The organism is Sphingomonas sp. (assembly GCF_036402235.1).
In the GTDB taxonomy this organism is placed as follows: Bacteria; Pseudomonadota; Alphaproteobacteria; order Sphingomonadales; family Sphingomonadaceae; genus Sphingomonas.
On sequence record NZ_DASWTG010000069.1, the window covers coordinates 39,265 to 56,062 of the forward strand.

Sequence of the window (16,798 nt, forward strand, 5' to 3'; positions counted from 1 at the left end):
TCATTCTCCTCTCGCGGCGCGTGCCGCCGCAATTGCTTCCCGCACCCGAACCGGTGCGGTCCCGCCAAAGCTCGTCCGGCTCGCGACCGATGCATCGACGGTCAGCACATCAAAGACTCGCGCATCGATACGCTGGTCGATCGCCTGCAAGTCGGCAAGCGCGAGCTGGTCGAGCCGCACATTCTTCGCCTCCGCCGCGGCGACCGCGCGGCCGGTGATGTGGTGCGCCTCGCGGAACGGGATGCCGCCCTCGCGCACCAGCCAGTCGGCAAGATCGGTCGCGGTTGCAAAGCCGCTTTCGGCGAGACCACGCATCCTGTCGGTGCGGAACTGCGCGCTCTCCGCCATCCCGGTCATCGCCGCGATCGACAGCGCGAGCAGGTCGTGCGCCTCGAACACCGGCGGCTTGTCGTCCTGCATGTCCTTCGAATAGGCGAGCGGGAGGCCCTTCATCGTGATCATCAGCGATGTCAGGCAGCCGACGATCCGCCCCGAATGGCCCCGCACCAGCTCGGCGGCGTCGGGATTGCGCTTCTGCGGCATGATCGAGCTACCGGTCGACCATTGGTCGGAGAGCTTGACGAAGCCGAAGGGCTGGCTCGCCCAGATCACGAATTCCTCGGCCAGGCGCGACAGATGCAGGCTGCATTGCGCCGCCGCCATCAGATAATCGAGCGCGAAGTCGCGATCGCTGACGGCGTCGAGCGAGTTGCGCGTCGGCCCGTCGAAGCCGAGCGCGGCGGCTGTCGCCTCGCGGTCGAGCGGGAAGCCGGTTCCGGCCAGCGCCGCCGAGCCGAGCGGGCAAAGATTGCCGCGCGTCCGATTGTCCGAGAAGCGCGAGACGTCGCGGGCGATCATCTCGAAATAAGCCATCAGGTGATGGCCGAGCGTCACCGGCTGCGCGCTCTGGAGATGCGTGAAGCCGGGCATCACGCTGTCGGCATGCTCCTCGGCGCGCGTCAGCAGCGCATCCTGCAACGCGGCGAGCGCGGCGAGCACCTGATCGGTCGCGTCGCGCACCCACAGGCGAAAATCGGTCGCGACCTGGTCGTTGCGGCTGCGCGCGGTGTGCAGGCGTCCCGCGACCGGCCCGATCTTCTCGGCCAGCCGCGCCTCGGTCAGCATATGGATGTCCTCGAGCGCGAGATCCTCGGGCACCCCGTCGCGCTGGTAGTCGGCGGCGACCTGATCGAGTCCGGCCGAGATCGCCGCCGCATCCGCCGCATCGACGATGCCCTGCTTGCCCAGCATCGCGACATGGGCCTTGGAGCCGGCGATGTCCTGACGCCACATGCGCTTGTCGAACGGGATGGAGGCGTTAATCTCGCGCATCACCGATGACGGGCCTTCGGCGAAGCGCCCGCCCCACATGCTGTTGGAGTCTGTCTTGCGCTCGACGATCGCGCTTCTCCCTGTCCTTGCCGTGCTGACGCTTGGAATCGCCGGCTGCGATACGGCCAAGCAGCCGGACGAGCAAGCAAACGCCGCTGTTGCGGGCGAAAGCACCGCTGCGCCCGCGAACGCCGCCGGTGAGGTCGAGCGGATCGGCCAGATCGACCGCAGCCACAAGGGCGAAGCCGCACCGACGATCGCCTTCACCGCGCCCGACGGCAAGAAGACGACGCTCGCCGCGTTCAGGGGCAAGCCGCTGCTGCTCAACCTGTGGGCGACCTGGTGCGCGCCGTGCGTCCGCGAAATGCCCGCGCTCGACCGGCTCGCGCAGCGCGAGGGCGGCAAGCTTCAGGTGGTGACGGTGAGCCAGGACCTGGAGGGCGCCACCAAGGTCACGCCCTATTTCCAGAAGGCCGGGTTCAAGGCCCTTCAGCCCTGGCTCGACCCCGATGTCGGCCTGTCTACCCATTTTGGCGTCAACTTGCCCACTACCGTGCTCTACGACACACAGGGCCGTGAGGTGTGGCGCGTTGCGGGCGACATGGACTGGGACGGCGAGACCGCGAAGGCGTGGCTGGCCGAGGCCGGATAGGCTGGCGCCTTGGGAGGGAGGTGGAATGAGACGATCCGTATTGGTGGCGCCCTTCCTGGCTCTCGCATGCTTTTGCGGGCCAGCCACTGCCCAGCAGGCCTCGAAGACCAGTTCCGATGACGTCTTCGCGCGCGGTTGCGGCGATGACCGCGGGATCGATCGCTGCGCCGATTCGGTGCAGAAGGATATGCGTGCCCGCTACAACATCGCGGCAGCGCAGGAGCTTGTCGATCGGGGCGTCACCTTCCGGCGTGTGATGCTCGTCGACGGATACGGGCAGGACGTTGTTGCCATCACGGCTCACCGGTCTCCCGGCAGCCCTCCCATGGTGGAGGTTCAGGTGCCGGCACCCAAGGGTGATGCCTATGCGCCGCTTCAGGCCGTGCTGGACATCGAGACCTGGGAACGCGTTCTTGCGGATTCGGCGAATTTCGACCGGGATGTCGCACCGCTGAAGGATCAGCAGCCCCCCATATGCCTGCACGCCTGGTTCGCGGTGAGCGAGGCCGGGGATGCCGCACGGCTATCGCAGAACATCGTCGGCGAGCAGGCGAACGCGGCGGGGATGCGGCGCGATGCCGAAAGCGCCTGTGGCGGCGGGCTGGGCATCACCTTCGCGTTCCGCCTTGCCGATATCGCCTATGCCGCGCTCCCCGAATGCCGCTCGATCGAACGTGGTTCGGTGCGAAATATTCCGGCCCTGCTGGCTACGTGCAAGCGCTTGCAGGGCGACCGTCCCGCCGCGGGGGAGGCATTGGCTACGCTCGGCAAGCTGCAACGGGCGCGCGGGCAAATGACGCGGCAGGAAAGCGATTGGCTGTTGTCCAGCGATGCGAAGGCTCTCCAACCGGTGCTCTGGTCGTTGCTCCAGCAAGCCAGCGCGATCTACTTCGACTCTCCAAGGGCGATCGACGTGGATCATGTGGTCGCGCGGGGGAAGGTCGTCTACTGGAACGAGCCGGCGAAAAGTGAAGACGATCAGGAAGCGGAGATCGAGCTGGATCTGATCCGCCAGCTTGACCGCTTCGTCATCAAGTCGCTCCGTCTTGCGGATCGGCGTCCGGCAAAGCGCGGCTGAAGCAGGCGGGCGGGCCTCGCCCGCTACCGCGTCCCCAATCCCCGCGCCAGCATCTCCGCCACGGTGTCCGCCACCTCGCCCGCATCGCGATCCTCGCTCCACACGCCGTAGCGCAGGCCCAGGAACACGTTCATCCCCATGATCGCCCAGGCATGGACCTCGGACACGTCCTCGCGGACCTCGCCGCGCTCGGCGGCGGCGCGTAGGCGTTTCTCGATGCGCTCGGCGGTCGTGGCATAGTGAAGCCTGAAGCTCTCGGGATCGACGAACTCGGCCTCGTCGATGATCCGGTAGATCTCCTTGTGCTTGCGCACGAAGCCGATGAAGCTCTCGAGGCCGGCGCGCTCTGCTGAAATCTGCTCGGGCGCGGCGCGGATCGCGGGGGCGACATGCTCGCGCACCTGCTCGCTCATGTCGCGGACCAGCGCGCGGAACACCGCGTCCTTCGAATCGAAATAGGTGTAGAAGCTGCCTAGCGCGACGCCGGCGCGGCGCGTGATCCCGCTGATCGATCCCTCGTGGAAGCCCTTCTCGCCGAATTCGGCGGCGGCGGCGTCGAGGATCGCGCGCAGCGTCCGGCGGCCGCGCGCGGTGCGCGGCTCCTTGCCTTCGCTCGCCGCACTCTCGCCCCGCGCCGTCTCCCCAACTGTGGCGGCCGTGCCACGATCCTGCGCCATTCGCCCCTCTCCCGCATCCGGAAGTTGAAACCCGGTTCAGGTTTCACTATAGCCTCCCCCAACATCTGACAAGCCGGGGCTCACCCCGGCTGAATTCTGGGGAGGAAGCCTTGATGCGCCTGATTCCGTCTGCCCGCACCATTCTTTATGCCGGCGCCGCCTTCGGCGCGCTCGCCGCCAGTCCCGCGCTCGCGCAGGACGTGCCCGTTGCCGCGGCGGAGGAAGCCGCCCCCGCCGCCGAAGGGGAGATCGTCGTCACCGCCCGCCGCCGCGAGGAAAGCCTGATCGACGTGCCGATCTCGATGTCGGTGGTCACCGGCGACTCGCTGGTGAAGAGCGGCGCGGCCGACATCACCGCGTTGCAGGACAAGACCCCGAACCTGACGCTCCAGATCGCGCGCGGCTCCAATTCGACGCTGATCGCGTTCAGCCGCGGCGTCGGCCAGCAGGACCCGCTCTGGGGGTTCGAGCCGGGCGTCGCGCTCTATATCGACGACGTCTATGTCGCGCGGCCGCAGGGTGCGGTGCTCGACATCTTCGACGTCGAGCGGGTCGAGGTGCTGCGCGGACCGCAGGGCACGCTCTATGGCCGCAACACGATCGGTGGCGCGGTCAAATATGTCACGCGCCGGCTGGGCAACGATTACAAGGCGTCGTTCCGCGGCTCATACGGCTCGTACAACCAGGTCGATCTGGTCGGTCAGGTGGTCGTGCCGGTCGGCGACATGCTCTCGCTCGGCGCGGCGGTCGCGCAATATTGGCGCGACGGGTTCGGCACCAACCTCACCACCGGCGCCGAGCATTATGACAAGGACGTGCTCGCCGCGCGCCTCTCGGCCGAGTTCACGCCTTCGGACAATATCTTCATCCGCGTCGCCGGCGATCGCGTGCTCGACCGCTCCAACCCGCGCCACGGCACGCGCCTGCTGCCCAACGGCGCCGATCCGCGCTATCTTCCGACTGAAAGCGTCTATGACACGCGCGCCGGGATCGGCGACCATAACCGGGTCGAGACGCGCGGCCTGTCGGTGACCGGCGAGATCAACCTCTCCGACGCGCTGACCTTCAAGACCATCACCGCGTGGCGCGACGGCAGCACCGACACGGTGATCGATTTCGACAACACCGTGCTGCCCACGCTCGACGTTCCGGCGGAATATTCGGACCGCCAGTTCACCCAGGAGCTCCAGCTTCTCTACGAGGGCGAGCGCATCCAGGGCGTGTTCGGCGTCTATTACCTCAACGGCCGTGCCAGCGGCGCGTTCGATACCGTGGTCGGCGCGATCAACACCACCACGCTCACCTCGGGCACGGTGTTCACCAAGAGCTATGCCGCATTCGGCGACTTCAGCTTCGACCTGACCGAACAGTTCAAGATCTCGGCAGGCCTGCGCTACACCCGCGACGAGAAGACCGGCACCGTCTTCCGCCAAAACTTCACCGGCATCCGCAGCCCGCATTTCGGCAATGCCGCAGCGGTGCCCGGGCTGATCCGCTCGAACTACACCAACAGCCGCGATTTCGAGAAGCTGACCCCGCGGGTGAGCCTGAGCTATCAGCCCCGCGAGGACCTGAATTTCTACGCCAGCTACGGCAAGGGGTTCAAATCGGGCGGGTTCGACATGCGCGGCGACGTCGTGCTGACCCCGACGACCGTCAACGGCTACAACCCCGAGACGATCGACAGCTACGAGCTCGGCATGAAGGGCGCGTTCCTCGACCGCACCCTGTTCGTCAACCTTGCCGGCTTCTATTCGGATTACAAGGATCAGCAGGTCACGATCCAGGTGCCCGCGCTGCCCAGCGGCATCGCCAGCTTCGTCGACAATGCCGGCAAGGGCGTGATCTACGGCTTCGAGCTGGAGACGCGCGTGGTGCCGTCGCGCAACCTCTCGGCCAGCCTCGTCGTCGGCTACACCAATGCCGACTACAAGGAGTTCTTCACCTTCATCGGCGGCGGCACCACCCCGGTGGACGTGTCGGACCAGCGCGCGTTCCAGAACACGCCGGAGTGGACCGCCAACGCCTCGGTCACCTGGTCGGAGGACTTGGCGGGCGGCACGATCGCCTTCACCCCCTCGGTCTCGCTGCGCAGCGACACGCAGATGTTCGAGCTGGCGACCCCGGCGCTCGATCAGGATGGCTATGCGCTGGTCGATGCGTCGCTCAACTGGACCTCGGGAAGCGGCCGCTATCGCATCGGCGTCGCCGCGCGCAACCTCACCGACGCGCGCTATCGCGTCGGCGGCTACAATTTCCCCGGCGCGCTCACCGGCAACTCGGTGATCGGCTATTACGGCCCGCCGCGCACCGTGACCGGCACGTTCGAGGTGAAGTTCTGATCGCCATGCCGACCTGAGTTTGGCACATTGATCCGGCCGGGCGTCTCGCAGGGGCGCCCGGCCAATGTTCTCGAAAGGGAGGGACGGGGATGAACGTCAGCCAGGGAGCGCCCTTGCGCGAGGCAACGCCCGGCTATCGCGGCGTCGTGCTGGCGATGCTGCTGCTGGTTTACACCTTCAACTTCCTTGACCGGCAGATCCTTGGCATCCTCGCTGTGCCGATCAAGGCGGACCTCGGCCTTAGCGATGCCCAATTCGGCGCGATCGGCGGGCTTGCCTTCGCCCTGCTCTATTCGGTTCTGGGCGTGCCGCTCGCCTATCTCGCCGACCGCACCAGCCGCAGCGCGGTGATCGCGGGCAGCCTCGCCGTGTGGAGCGCCTTCACCGCGTTGTGCGGCACCGCGACCGGCTATTGGCAGCTGTTCCTCTACCGGCTTGGCGTCGGTGTGGGCGAAGCAGGCGGCGTCGCGCCCTCCTATGCGCTGATCGCCGACTATTTCCCGCCCGAGAAGCGCGCCCGGGCACTGGCGATCTATTCGCTCGGCATCCCGGTTGGCCTTGCTGGGGGAACCTTGCTCGGCGCCTACATCGCCGCGCTGGTCGACTGGCGCACGGCGTTCATCGTGATGGGCGTGGCCGGCATCGTGCTGGCGCCGATCTTCAAATATATTGTGCGCGATCTGCCGCGCCCGGCTGCGACGACGCAGGCCACGCCGGTTGCGCAGGTCTTCCCACTGCTCGCGAGGAAGCCCGCCTTCTGGCTGATGGCGTTCGCCGCATCCTGCAGCTCGCTTTGCGGCTACGGCCTTGCGCTGTGGACGCCGTCGATCCTGATGCGCAGCTTCGGCTTCGACCTGATCACCACCGGCCAGTTCATGGGATCGATCCTGCTGGTCGGCGGTGTCGCCGGGGTGTTCGCCGGCGGCTGGTTCGCCGACCGGCTGGGCGGCAAGGACCGCGGCTGGTACGCCAAGCTCCCGGCGATCGCCTGGGCGATCACGGTGCCGACTTTCGCCTTCGGTCTGCTCAGCCCCTCCGCGACGCTGGCTTGGCTGCTGCTGCTGATCCCCAACGCGCTCAACATCCTGTGGCTCGGCCCGGTGACGACCGCGGTCCAGCATCTCGTCCCGCGCGAGATGCGCGCGACCGCCTCGGCCAGCTTCCTGCTGATCAACAACCTGATCGGCCTGGGCGTCGGTCCGCTGCTGATGGGGGCGCTTTCGGACGCGCTGAAGTCGAGCTACGGGATCGAATCGCTGCGCTATGCGGCTGTCGGTTGCCTTATATTCTACGCCCTTGCCGCGATCCTGATGCTGCTCGCGGTCAAGCCGCTGCGTCGCGGCTGGGTCGACGATGCAGCCTGATCAGCCCGGCAGCCGCATCCCCTTGGTGCGGCTGGTGAGGGGCCAGTCGCGGCACAAGGCGCAGCGATAGACGCGCAAGCTCACCTGTGCGTCGCGGGCGACCCGCATCGCTTCCTGCTCGGTCCGGAACCGCCGCTTGCGCGCGCAGATTCCCGGCCGTGTCTTCATGTCGTTTGATCCACTTGCGTGGATGCGGCACCAGCCCGCTCCCCCACCCGGCCACCCATCGGCAGGATATTCTGGAATGGGTGGCCGGGTGGGGGAGCGGGCTGGCGCCGAACCGCTTCAGCAAAGCTGAAGCGCACGATCAGCGCTCCCGCGTCGCCATGAACTTCACGCGCGAATAGCGGTCGGCGACATAGCCGACTTCCCAAGCCGACTTGGCGAGGAATACCGGGTTGCCGTCGCGGTCCTTGGCCATCGCGCCGCGGTTCAAGTCCATGAATTCCTTCACGTCCCCCGCCTCGCCGCCGATCCAGCGCGCGGTGTCGAACGGCGCCGGCTCGAGCACCGCGCCGACCTTGTACTCGGCATCGAGGCGGCTGAGCAGCACGTCGAGCTGGAGCTGGCCGACCACGCCGATGATCCAGTTCGACCCGATCTCGGGATAGAAGACCTGGATCACGCCCTCCTCGGAAAGGTCGTCGAGCGCCTTGCGCAGCTGCTTGGTCTTGGTCGGGTCCTTGAGCACCACGCGCCGCAGGATCTCGGGCGCAAAGTTCGGAAGCCCGGTGAAGCGGATATCCGCTTTCTCCGACAGCGTGTCGCCGACGCGCAGCGTGCCGTGATTGGGAATGCCGATGATGTCGCCGGGAAAGGCCTCGTCGGCCAGCTCGCGCTGCTGCGCGAAGAACATGATCGGCGAATGGATCGCGATCGGCTTTCCATGCCCGGTCGGGGTCAGCTTCATGCCGCGCTTGAAGGTTCCCGACACCAGCCGCATGAACGCGATGCGGTCGCGGTGGTTCGGGTCCATGTTCGCCTGCACCTTGAACACGAAGCCGGTGACCTCGGCGTTGTCGGGCGAGACAGGCGCCGGCTCGGCGGGCAGCGCGTGCGGCGGAGGGGCGTGCGCGGCGATCGCGTCGATCAGCGAATCCACCCCGAATTCCTTGAGCGCGGAGCCGAAATAGACTGGCGTCAGGTCGCCGTTGCGATACGCCTCGCCGTCGAAGCTCGCATAGCCCGCCATCGCCAGCTCGGCGTCCTCGCGCAGCTTGGCGAGATTCTGGGGCGAGACGATCGCGTCGAGCTGGGGATCGTCGAGGCCGCTGGTCTGGACGACCTTGCCCTGGAACTCGCGGCTGTCCCCCTCGGGCAGCAGCAGGCGGTCGGCGACGAGGTCGTACACGCCCTCGAACGTCCCGCCCATGCCGACGGGCCAGGTCATCGGCGCCACGTCGAGCTGGAGCAGGTCGGCGATCTCGTCGAGCGTCTCGAACACCTCGCGCCCTTCGCGGTCGACCTTGTTGACGAAGGTGATGATCGGCACGTTGCGCAGGCGGCACACCTCGAACAATTTCCGCGTCTGGCTCTCGATGCCCTTGGCGACGTCGATCACCATGACGGCCGAATCGACCGCGGTCAGCGTGCGATAGGTATCCTCGGAAAAGTCCTCGTGGCCCGGCGTATCGAGCAGATTGAAGGTCACCCCGTCCCGCTCGAAGGTCATCACGCTCGAGGTGACCGAGATGCCGCGCTGCTGCTCGATCTTCATCCAGTCCGATCGTGCGCGCCGCGCCTGGCCGCGCGCCTTGACCTCGCCGGCCAGATGGATCGCCCCCCCGAACAGCAGCAGCTTCTCGGTCAGCGTCGTCTTGCCGGCGTCGGGGTGGGAGATGATCGCGAAGGTGCGGCGATCGGGAATAGTCTCGGGCATCGCGGCCCTCTAGCGGCAAGCGGTCCGCGAATCGAGTGTTTCGATTTGTGAAACGATCGCTTTCAAACGTTGCACTTTGTGCGACTCGGACGGGTGCGTAACGATGCAGGCGCGCCGCGACTTCCGCAGGCGTCACAGCCAAGGATGCGAGCCATGAGCACCATCACCACCAGCGACGGCACCGAGATCTTCTACAAGGACTGGGGCCCCAGGGACGCCACCCCGATCGTCTTCCATCACGGCTGGCCATTGAGCGCGGACGACTGGGACAACCAGATGCTGTTCTTCTTGGCACGCGGCTATCGCGTGATCGCGCACGACCGGCGCGGACATGGCCGCTCGTCGCAGACCTGGGAGGGGAACGAGATGGACACCTATGCCGCCGACGTCGCGGCACTGGTGACGGCGCTCGATCTCAAGGGCGCGATCCATATCGGCCATTCGACCGGCGGCGGCGAGGTGGCGCACTATGTCGCGCGTGCCGAGCCGGGCCGCGTCGCCAAGGCGGTGCTGATCGGTGCCGTCCCGCCGGTGATGGTCAGGAAGGACAGCAACCCCGAGGGACTGCCGATCGAGGTGTTCGACGGCCTGCGCGAGGCGCTCCTCGCCAACCGCGCGCAATTCTACATCGATCTGCCGGCGGGGCCTTTCTACGGCTTCAACCGCGAGGGCGCGAAGGTCAGCCAGGGGCTGATCGACAATTGGTGGCGCCAGGGCATGATGGGCGGCGCCAAGGCGCATTACGACTGCATCAAGGCGTTTAGCGAAACCGACTTCACCGAGGATCTGAAGGCGATCGAGGTGCCGGTGCTGGTGATGCACGGCACCGACGACCAGATCGTGCCGATCCATGACAGCGCACTGAAGGCGATCAAGCTGCTCAAGAACGGCACGCTCAAGACCTATGAAGGCCTGCCCCATGGCCTGTGCGCGACGCATCCCGAGGTGGTGAACCCCGATCTGCTCGCATTCATCGAAGGCTGAGCGGGATCAGGCGAGCGTCACGCTCATTGCGAAGGCGCGGCGCTCGCCCGGTTCCAGGAGGAGCATCCCCGGCTTGTCCCGGATCTCGCCGGCGAAACCGGCGGGGTCGGCATGGCCCTGCCACGGCTCGATGCACAGGAAGCGCGCGCCCGGCTTGGTCCACAGCGCGAGCGTCGGCATGCCGGGGAAGGCGATCGCCAACTCCGGTCCGCCCTCGCAGCCATAGCGCAGCGACCGGCTGGCGGGTGATTCCCACACCAGCGCGTCGTGCGTGAACAGATCGTCGCGCAGCCACAGCGTGTCGCTCTCGACCGGCGTCGCGCGGTCGGCTGGGCCGATCAGCCCGCCCTCGATCCGGTTGAGCGGGGCAGGCTCGTCCCGCTCGAACACGATGCGATGCGCTTCCTTTGCCTCGCTGCCCGGCAACGGCCAGGCGAAGGCGGGGTGGAAGCCGAAGCTCGCCGGCATCGGCACGTCGCCGCGATTGGTGACGGTGATCTTCATCGCCAGCGTCGCGCCGTTCAGCGTGAAGGCGGCATCGAGCGAGAAGGCGAACGGATAGACGGCGCGCGTGATGTCGTCGTCGGTCAGCCGGAACACCGCCCGGTCCGCGGTCTGCTCGATCAGCGTGAACTCCCGCCGCCGCGCAAAGCCGTGCTGGGGCAGGGCATATTCGTGGCCGTCGAGCCGGTAGATGTCGCCGTTGAGTTTGCCCACGATGGGGAACAGCAGCGGCGCCCGGCCGGCCCAATAGGCCGGATCGCCGTCGCTCATCCATTCGCGGCCCTGCGCGTCGCGCAGGCTGACCAGCTCCGCGCCGAGCGGATCGATCGCCGCGGTCAGCGCGCCGGAGCGGATCTCGATCATCCCGCGCGGTGCACCGCGAAGCCGGCGAACGACTGGTTGACCGGCATCATCTCCATCACGTTGATGTTGAGGTGCGGCGGGAGCTGCGCAACCCACAGGATCATGCCGGCGATATCCTCCGCGGTCATCGGGTCGGCGCCGCCATAGAGCTTGTCCGAGGCTTCCTGGCTGCCGGTGCGCACCAGCGTGAACTCGGTCTCCGCCATACCCGGCTCGATCGAGGTGACGCGCACGCCCGTGCCGGCAAGGTCGCTGCGCAGCGACAGGCTGAACTGATGCACGAACGCCTTGGTCCCGCCATAGACGTTGGCGCCGAGATAGGGATAGGTCGCCGCGACCGAGGACAGGTTGATGATCGCGCCCTTGCGTTCGATCAGCAGCGGCAGCAGCTTGTGGGTGATCTCGACCAGGGCGGTGACGTTGGTGTCGATCATCACTCGCCAATTGTCGAGCAGGGCTTCCTGCGCCTTCTCGGTGCCACGCGCGAGGCCGGCATTGTTGACCAGCAGGTCGATGCCGCGGAACGCCTCGGGCAGGCTGTCGAATGCGGCGTCGCGCGCCGCCGCGTCGCGAATGTCGAACACGGCGGGGTGGAACTTGTCGCCGCCCAGCTCGGCCTTGAGCGCCTCGAGCCGGTCAGCACGCCGTCCGGTCCCAATCACGCGCCAGCCCGCGGCGGTGAAGGCGCGCGAAGCGGCCGCGCCGAAGCCCGATGTCGCGCCGGTGATGAGGGCGGTGCGCATATTGCCATACTCCGTTCGCGCTGAGCTTGTCGAAGCGCTGCCTGTCGCCTCGACCGCCGTTAGAAGAAAGAGCGGTGCTTCGACAAGCTCAGCACGAGCGGCGATCGCCTAGCCCCGCAGCGTCGCTCCCAGTTTCGTCGCCGCGGCGACGACCTTGTCGGCCACCGCCTTGATCTCGGCATCGGTGAAGCTCTTCTCGCCGGGCTGCAGCGTCACTTCGATCGCGAGGCTCTTCTTGCCCTCCTCGACGCCAGCGCCGGTGAACAGGTCGAACAGGCGCGCGTCGGTGATCGCCGCCTTGTCGGCGTTCCTGACCGCACGAACGAGGTCGCCCGCCGCGAGCTCCGCCGGGACGATGAAGGCGAAGTCGCGCGTCACCGCCTGAAGCGGGGGCGGCGTGTAGGCCGGGCGCATGAAGCCCGTCGAGCGCTTGGCGGGGATCGCGTCGAGGAAGACCTCCACCGCCGCGACCGGGCCGTCGAGGTCGAACTGCCTGAGCAGTGTCGGGTGCAGCATGCCGAAGGCGGCGAGCACGGTCTTGGGGCCCAGCCGCAGCGTCGCCGATTGGCCGGGATGCCAGGCCTCGCCCGCCTCCCCCATCACCTGGAGATTGCCGACCGGCGCGCCCGCGGCTTCGAGCAGCGCCAGCGCCTCGGCCTTGGCGTCATAGGCATCGAACGGCGCGGCCTTGCCCGCCTGCCAGCCGCGCGCGCGCTTGTCGCCCGCGAGCAGCGCGGTGAGCGTCAGCTTCTCGGCGTCGGCGAGGTAGCGGCGGCCGATCTCGAACAGCCGCACGCTCGTCGCGCCGCGCTTCGCGTTGCGGCCCGCGGCCATCAGCAGCCCGGGCAGCAGCGAGGGGCGCATGACCTTCAGGTCCTCGCTGATCGGGTTGGCGAGCGCCCATGCGCCGCCGCCCACGGCCGCGGCTTCCTTCTCGGCGATGAAGCTCCACGTCACCGCCTCGTTGAAGCCGCGCGCGGCGGCGGTGCGGCGCATGCGGCGCTCTAGCTTCTGCTCAGGCGTCGCGGTCGGCGTCGCGACGCCGGGCGTACGCGGCAGCGGGGTCGAAGGGACGTTGTCGATCCCCTCGATCCGGATCACTTCCTCGACCAGATCGGCGGGGCCATCGATGTCGCGGCGCCAGCTCGGCGCGGTGACGCGGAAGGCGTCGAAGCCCTCGGACAGCTCGACCGGATCGCCGTTTGCGTCGAGCGGCTCGACGGTGAAGCCGAGCGATTCGAGGATCGCCTTCTGGCGCCCCGCGGGGATGGCGAGGCCGCCCAGCGTCTCGGCCAGCGCCGGGTCGTAGCCGGTGGTGATCCCGACCTGCGGCGGCGTGCCCGCGCGGGTTACTTCGCTGGCGGTGCCGCCGCAGATCTGCGTCACCAGGCGCGCGGCGATGGCGATGCCGTCCTCGAGGAACGCCGCGTCCACCCCGCGCTCGAAGCGGCTGCGTGCATCGCTGGTGAGTAGCAGCTTCTGCCCGGCGCGCGCGATATGCTCGGGATCGAAATAGGCGCATTCGATGACGACCTCGGTGGTCGCCTCCGACACGCCGGTATCCTCGCCGCCCATGATCCCGCCGATATCGTGGACGCCATTGTCGTCGGCGATCACGGTGATGCTCTCGTCGAGCGTGTAGGTCTTCTCGTTGAGCGCCAGCACCTGCTCGCCCGGCTTCGCCTTACGCACGGTAAGCGCGCCCGACAGCTTGGCCTTGTCATAGACATGGAGCGGGCGGCCATGGTCGATCATCACGTAATTGGTGATGTCGACCAGCGCGGAGATCGGCCGCTGGCCGACCGCCTTGAGCCGCGCCTGCATCCAGTCGGGCGAGGCGCCGTTGGTCACGCCGCGCACGGTCTGGCCGAAATAGGCGGGGCAGCCCTCGGGCGCCTCGATCCGCACCTCAGGCCCCGGACCCTCGGCCTTCACCGGGGTGGCGTCGAGCGGCTTGAGCGTCCCCAGCCCCGCCGCGGCAAGATCGCGCGCGATGCCGCGCACGCCCATGCAGTCCTGGCGGTTGGGCGTGATCGAGACGTCGAACACCGGGTCGTTGAGATCGGCATAGTCGGCGAAGCTGGTGCCGATGGGCGCGTCCGCGGGCAGCTCGATGATGCCGTCATGATCGTCGCCCAATTCCAGCTCCCGGCTCGAGCACATCATGCCGTTCGATTCGACGCCGCGCACCGCGGCGACCTTGAGCACCATGCCGTTGGCCGGCACCGTCGCGCCGGGCAGCCCGAGCACGCCGACCAGCCCGGCACGCGCATTGGGCGCGCCGCACACGACCTGAAGCGGGACGCCGTCTCCGGTATCGACGGTCAGCACCTGCAGCTTGTCGGCCTGCGGGTGGCGTTCGGCGGTGAGCACCTTCGCGACGCGGAACGCCGCGAGCTTCTCGCCCGGATTCTCGATGCCCTCGACCTCGAGGCCGATACGGGTCAGCGCCGCGTCGATCTGGTCGAGCGTCGCGTCGGTGTCGAGATGCTGCTTGAGCCAGCTCAGGGTGAACTTCATATCAAATACCCGTCACCCCAGCGAAAGCTGGGGTCTTTGTGAGGAGAGGGCGTCGCGCGGCAACGGGGAGACCCCAGCTTTCGCTGGGGTGACGATTCGGACTCATGCGCCGACTCCCCCGCTCAGCGTGGGCACGTCGAGCGCCGAGAAGCCGTAATGTCTGAGCCAGCGCAGATCGCCGTCGAAGAAGGCGCGCAGATCGTCCATCCCGTATTTGAGCATCGCGAGGCGATCGATCCCGCAGCCGAAGGCGAAGCCCTGCCACTGGTCGGGATCATAGCCGCCGGCCGCGATCACCTTGCGGTGGACCATGCCGCTGCCCAGCACCTCCATCCAGCCTTCGGACCCGCCGATCACGCGCTTGCCGTTGACGATGCTGAAGCCGACATCGACCTCCGCGCTCGGCTCGGTGAAGGGGAAATAGCTCGGGCGCAGGCGCAGCACGATGTCGTCGCGCTCGAAGAACGCCTTGAGGAAGGTTTCCAGCGTCCATTTGAGGTGGCCGAGCGTGATGCCCTTGTCGATCACCAGCCCCTCGACCTGGTGGAACATCGGGGTGTGGGTCGCGTCGCTGTCGCTGCGATAGGTGCGGCCCGGCGCGATGATGCGCACCGGCTTCTGCCCGCCCGCCGCCTTCATCGCGCGGATCTGAACCGGCGAGGTGTGCGTGCGCAGCACCATCGGCGTCGCATGCTCGCCGGCGAGGTAGAAGGTGTCGTGCATCGCGCGCGCGGGGTGCGTCTCGGGGATGTTGAGCGCGGTGAAATTGTGCCAGTCGTCCTCGATCTCGGGACCGGTGGCGACTGCGAAGCCCAGGTCGGCGAAGATCTCGGCGAGCTCGTCCATCACCTGGCTCACCGGGTGCACGCTGCCCGCCGGCACGCCGTCGGCCGGCAGCGTCATGTCGAGCGTCTCGGCGGCGAGCTTCGCTTCGAGCGCGGCGCCCTCCAGCGCCGCCTTGCGCGCGGCGATCGCCTCGGTCACCGCCTCGCGCAGCGCATGGATGCGCGGGCCGGTCTCCTGCCGCTCCTCGGGGCTCATGCCGCCGAGCGTCTTCAGCAGGCCGGTGACGGCGCCCTGCTTGCCGAGCGCATGGACGCGCACCGCGTCGAGCGCGTCGACGCCGGCCGCGGCATCGATCGAGGCGAGCAGTTCGGCCTTGAGCTGGTCGAGATCGGTGGTCAATGTCTTACTCCGTCATCCCGCGCGGGCGGGAATCCAATCAAAGCGGCTCGAAGCCCAGCCCGATGGCAAGGTCAACCCATTCCGGGTTGGATTGCTCGATCAGGTTTAGTTTCCAGTCGCGATTCCATTTCTTGATCCGCTTTTCCCGGATGATCGCGGATTCCATGTCGCCGTGCATCTCGTACCAGACGAGCTTCAAAGCTTTGTACTTCCCGGCAAACCCTCCGGTGATACCTTCGCGGTGCTTATGGAGGCGACCGAGAAGGTCGGACGTGACGCCGGTGTAAAGCGTTCCGGCGCGCCCGCTTGCGAGGATGTAAACGCACGGCTGCTTCTCCACTCCATCCCCTCCCTTCGTCATCCCCGCGAAGGCGGGGATCCATTCGCTCTGTCCTCTCGAAAGAACCACACCGTTAGCCAGAATGGATTCCCGCCTTCGCGGGAATGACGGACTTAAGAATCCGTTGCCTACACCCGGCTGCCGAACAATGCCGCGCCGAACGCGACGAACATCCCGCCGGTGACCCGGTTGAACAGCCGCTGGCGGTTGGCCGGCGCTAGCCATGCGGCGAGCGAGCGGCCGCCGAGCGCATAGGCGACGAACCAGAAGCTCTCGATCACGATGAACGTGCCGATCAGGATCGCGAGCTGCGGCGCGAAGGGGCGGCCGGTATCGATGAACTGCGGGAACAGGGCCGTCGAAAAGACGATCAGCTTGGGGTTCGACAGGCCGGTGCCGAGGCCCGTCACGTACATTGCGCGGAGCGAGGGCAGGGCGGGCTTCACCGCCTCCGCGTCATCGCTGCCGACGGGCGCCCGCCACGCCTTGATGCCGAGCCAGACGAGATAGGCGACGCCGGCATAGCGCAACACCTCGAACAGCATAGGCGATGCCTTGAGCAACGCGCCGAGCCCGAGGGCCGATGCGAACAGATAGGTGAGGTTGGCGGTCATCAGCCCCGCCATCGACACGATCGAGCGGCGCGTGCCATGATGGATGCTCTGGACCATGACGTGCAGCATGTTCGGCCCCGGCGTCGCGGCGATCAGGAACAGGGCGGTGACGAAGAGCCACCAGGTCTGGAGCGTCATGGTCTTCTCCCTCACATCGTCATCCCGGCCCTGTGCCGGGGTCCACCGTACCGCACGCGATGCGGTGGAGCTTCTTGTCCATC

The 16,798-nt window shown here is 67.5% G+C and carries 15 protein-coding genes; 5 read left to right on the top strand and 10 right to left on the bottom strand.

Annotated elements, in window-relative coordinates; genetic code table 11:
- Entirely contained in the window at positions 1–1,371 is a 1,371-nt protein-coding gene (argH, locus tag VGD28_RS14605; protein ID WP_331029080.1) for an argininosuccinate lyase, read from the bottom strand.
- A gap of 52 nt (positions 1,372–1,423) precedes the next feature.
- Between argH and VGD28_RS14610 the strand changes: the two genes are divergently transcribed.
- Together VGD28_RS14610 and VGD28_RS14615 are read left to right on the top strand one after the other, a co-directional pair.
- The gene (locus tag VGD28_RS14610) at positions 1,424–1,984 is read left to right on the top strand and encodes a TlpA family protein disulfide reductase (protein WP_331029081.1); all 561 of its coding nucleotides are present in this window, start codon (positions 1,424–1,426) and stop codon (positions 1,982–1,984) included.
- A 25-nt stretch (positions 1,985–2,009) separates the two neighbouring features.
- Complete coding sequence (locus VGD28_RS14615; protein WP_331029082.1) at positions 2,010–3,062, top strand: hypothetical protein; 1,053 nt, start codon at positions 2,010–2,012, stop codon at positions 3,060–3,062.
- 23 nt (positions 3,063–3,085) lie between these two features.
- Here VGD28_RS14615 and VGD28_RS14620 read toward each other — a convergent pair whose 3' ends face one another.
- A complete protein-coding gene (locus tag VGD28_RS14620; RefSeq protein WP_331029083.1) occupies positions 3,086–3,739 on the bottom strand; it encodes a TetR/AcrR family transcriptional regulator in 654 nt (217 codons plus the stop codon).
- Positions 3,740–3,852: 113 nt separating this feature from the next.
- On the opposite strand from VGD28_RS14620, the gene VGD28_RS14625 reads away from it, so the two are divergent.
- The gene (locus VGD28_RS14625) at positions 3,853–6,081 is read left to right on the top strand and encodes a TonB-dependent receptor (RefSeq protein WP_331029084.1); all 2,229 of its coding nucleotides are present in this window, start codon (positions 3,853–3,855) and stop codon (positions 6,079–6,081) included.
- A gap of 89 nt (positions 6,082–6,170) precedes the next feature.
- Complete coding sequence (locus VGD28_RS14630) at positions 6,171–7,445, top strand: MFS transporter (RefSeq protein WP_331029085.1); 1,275 nt, start codon at positions 6,171–6,173, stop codon at positions 7,443–7,445.
- Here the strand turns inward: VGD28_RS14630 and VGD28_RS14635 are convergent, their stop codons facing one another.
- Complete coding sequence (locus VGD28_RS14635) at positions 7,446–7,613, bottom strand: hypothetical protein (protein WP_331029086.1); 168 nt, start codon at positions 7,611–7,613, stop codon at positions 7,446–7,448. It lies immediately after the preceding gene.
- A 139-nt stretch (positions 7,614–7,752) separates the two neighbouring features.
- Complete coding sequence (locus VGD28_RS14640) at positions 7,753–9,324, bottom strand: peptide chain release factor 3 (RefSeq protein ID WP_331029087.1); 1,572 nt, start codon at positions 9,322–9,324, stop codon at positions 7,753–7,755.
- Between the two features lie 153 nt (positions 9,325–9,477).
- Here VGD28_RS14640 and VGD28_RS14645 point away from each other — a divergent pair, with 153 nt between their 5' ends.
- Entirely contained in the window at positions 9,478–10,308 is an 831-nt protein-coding gene (locus VGD28_RS14645; RefSeq protein ID WP_331029088.1) for an alpha/beta hydrolase, read from the top strand.
- Between the two features lie 6 nt (positions 10,309–10,314).
- Here the strand turns inward: VGD28_RS14645 and VGD28_RS14650 are convergent, their stop codons facing one another.
- The 6 genes from VGD28_RS14650 to VGD28_RS14675 all read right to left on the bottom strand — a co-directional run bounded on the left by VGD28_RS14650 (position 10,315) and on the right by VGD28_RS14675 (position 16,715).
- Positions 10,315–11,175, bottom strand: coding sequence for an aldose 1-epimerase family protein (locus tag VGD28_RS14650; RefSeq protein ID WP_331029089.1), 861 nt, complete (start codon positions 11,173–11,175; stop codon positions 10,315–10,317).
- On the bottom strand, positions 11,172–11,918 hold the full coding sequence (locus tag VGD28_RS14655; RefSeq protein WP_331029090.1) for an SDR family NAD(P)-dependent oxidoreductase: 747 nt from the start codon (positions 11,916–11,918) through the stop codon (positions 11,172–11,174). The genes VGD28_RS14650 and VGD28_RS14655 overlap by 4 nt, the downstream gene beginning before the upstream one ends.
- A gap of 108 nt (positions 11,919–12,026) precedes the next feature.
- Positions 12,027–14,438: a phenylalanine--tRNA ligase subunit beta gene (gene pheT, locus VGD28_RS14660; RefSeq protein ID WP_331029091.1), complete on the bottom strand. Its 2,412-nt coding sequence runs from the start codon at positions 14,436–14,438 to the stop codon at positions 12,027–12,029.
- Between the two features lie 102 nt (positions 14,439–14,540).
- Positions 14,541–15,623 carry a phenylalanine--tRNA ligase subunit alpha gene (gene pheS / locus VGD28_RS14665; RefSeq protein WP_331029092.1) on the bottom strand — a complete coding sequence of 361 codons (1,083 nt, stop codon included), beginning with the start codon at positions 15,621–15,623 and terminating at the stop codon, positions 14,541–14,543.
- Between the two features lie 37 nt (positions 15,624–15,660).
- Positions 15,661–15,963, bottom strand: a complete 303-nt coding sequence (locus tag VGD28_RS14670; RefSeq protein ID WP_414714507.1) for a GIY-YIG nuclease family protein — start codon at positions 15,961–15,963, stop codon at positions 15,661–15,663.
- A 128-nt stretch (positions 15,964–16,091) separates the two neighbouring features.
- On the bottom strand, positions 16,092–16,715 hold the full coding sequence (locus VGD28_RS14675) for a LysE family translocator (RefSeq protein ID WP_331029095.1): 624 nt from the start codon (positions 16,713–16,715) through the stop codon (positions 16,092–16,094).
- Between the last annotated feature and the right edge of the window lie 83 nt (positions 16,716–16,798).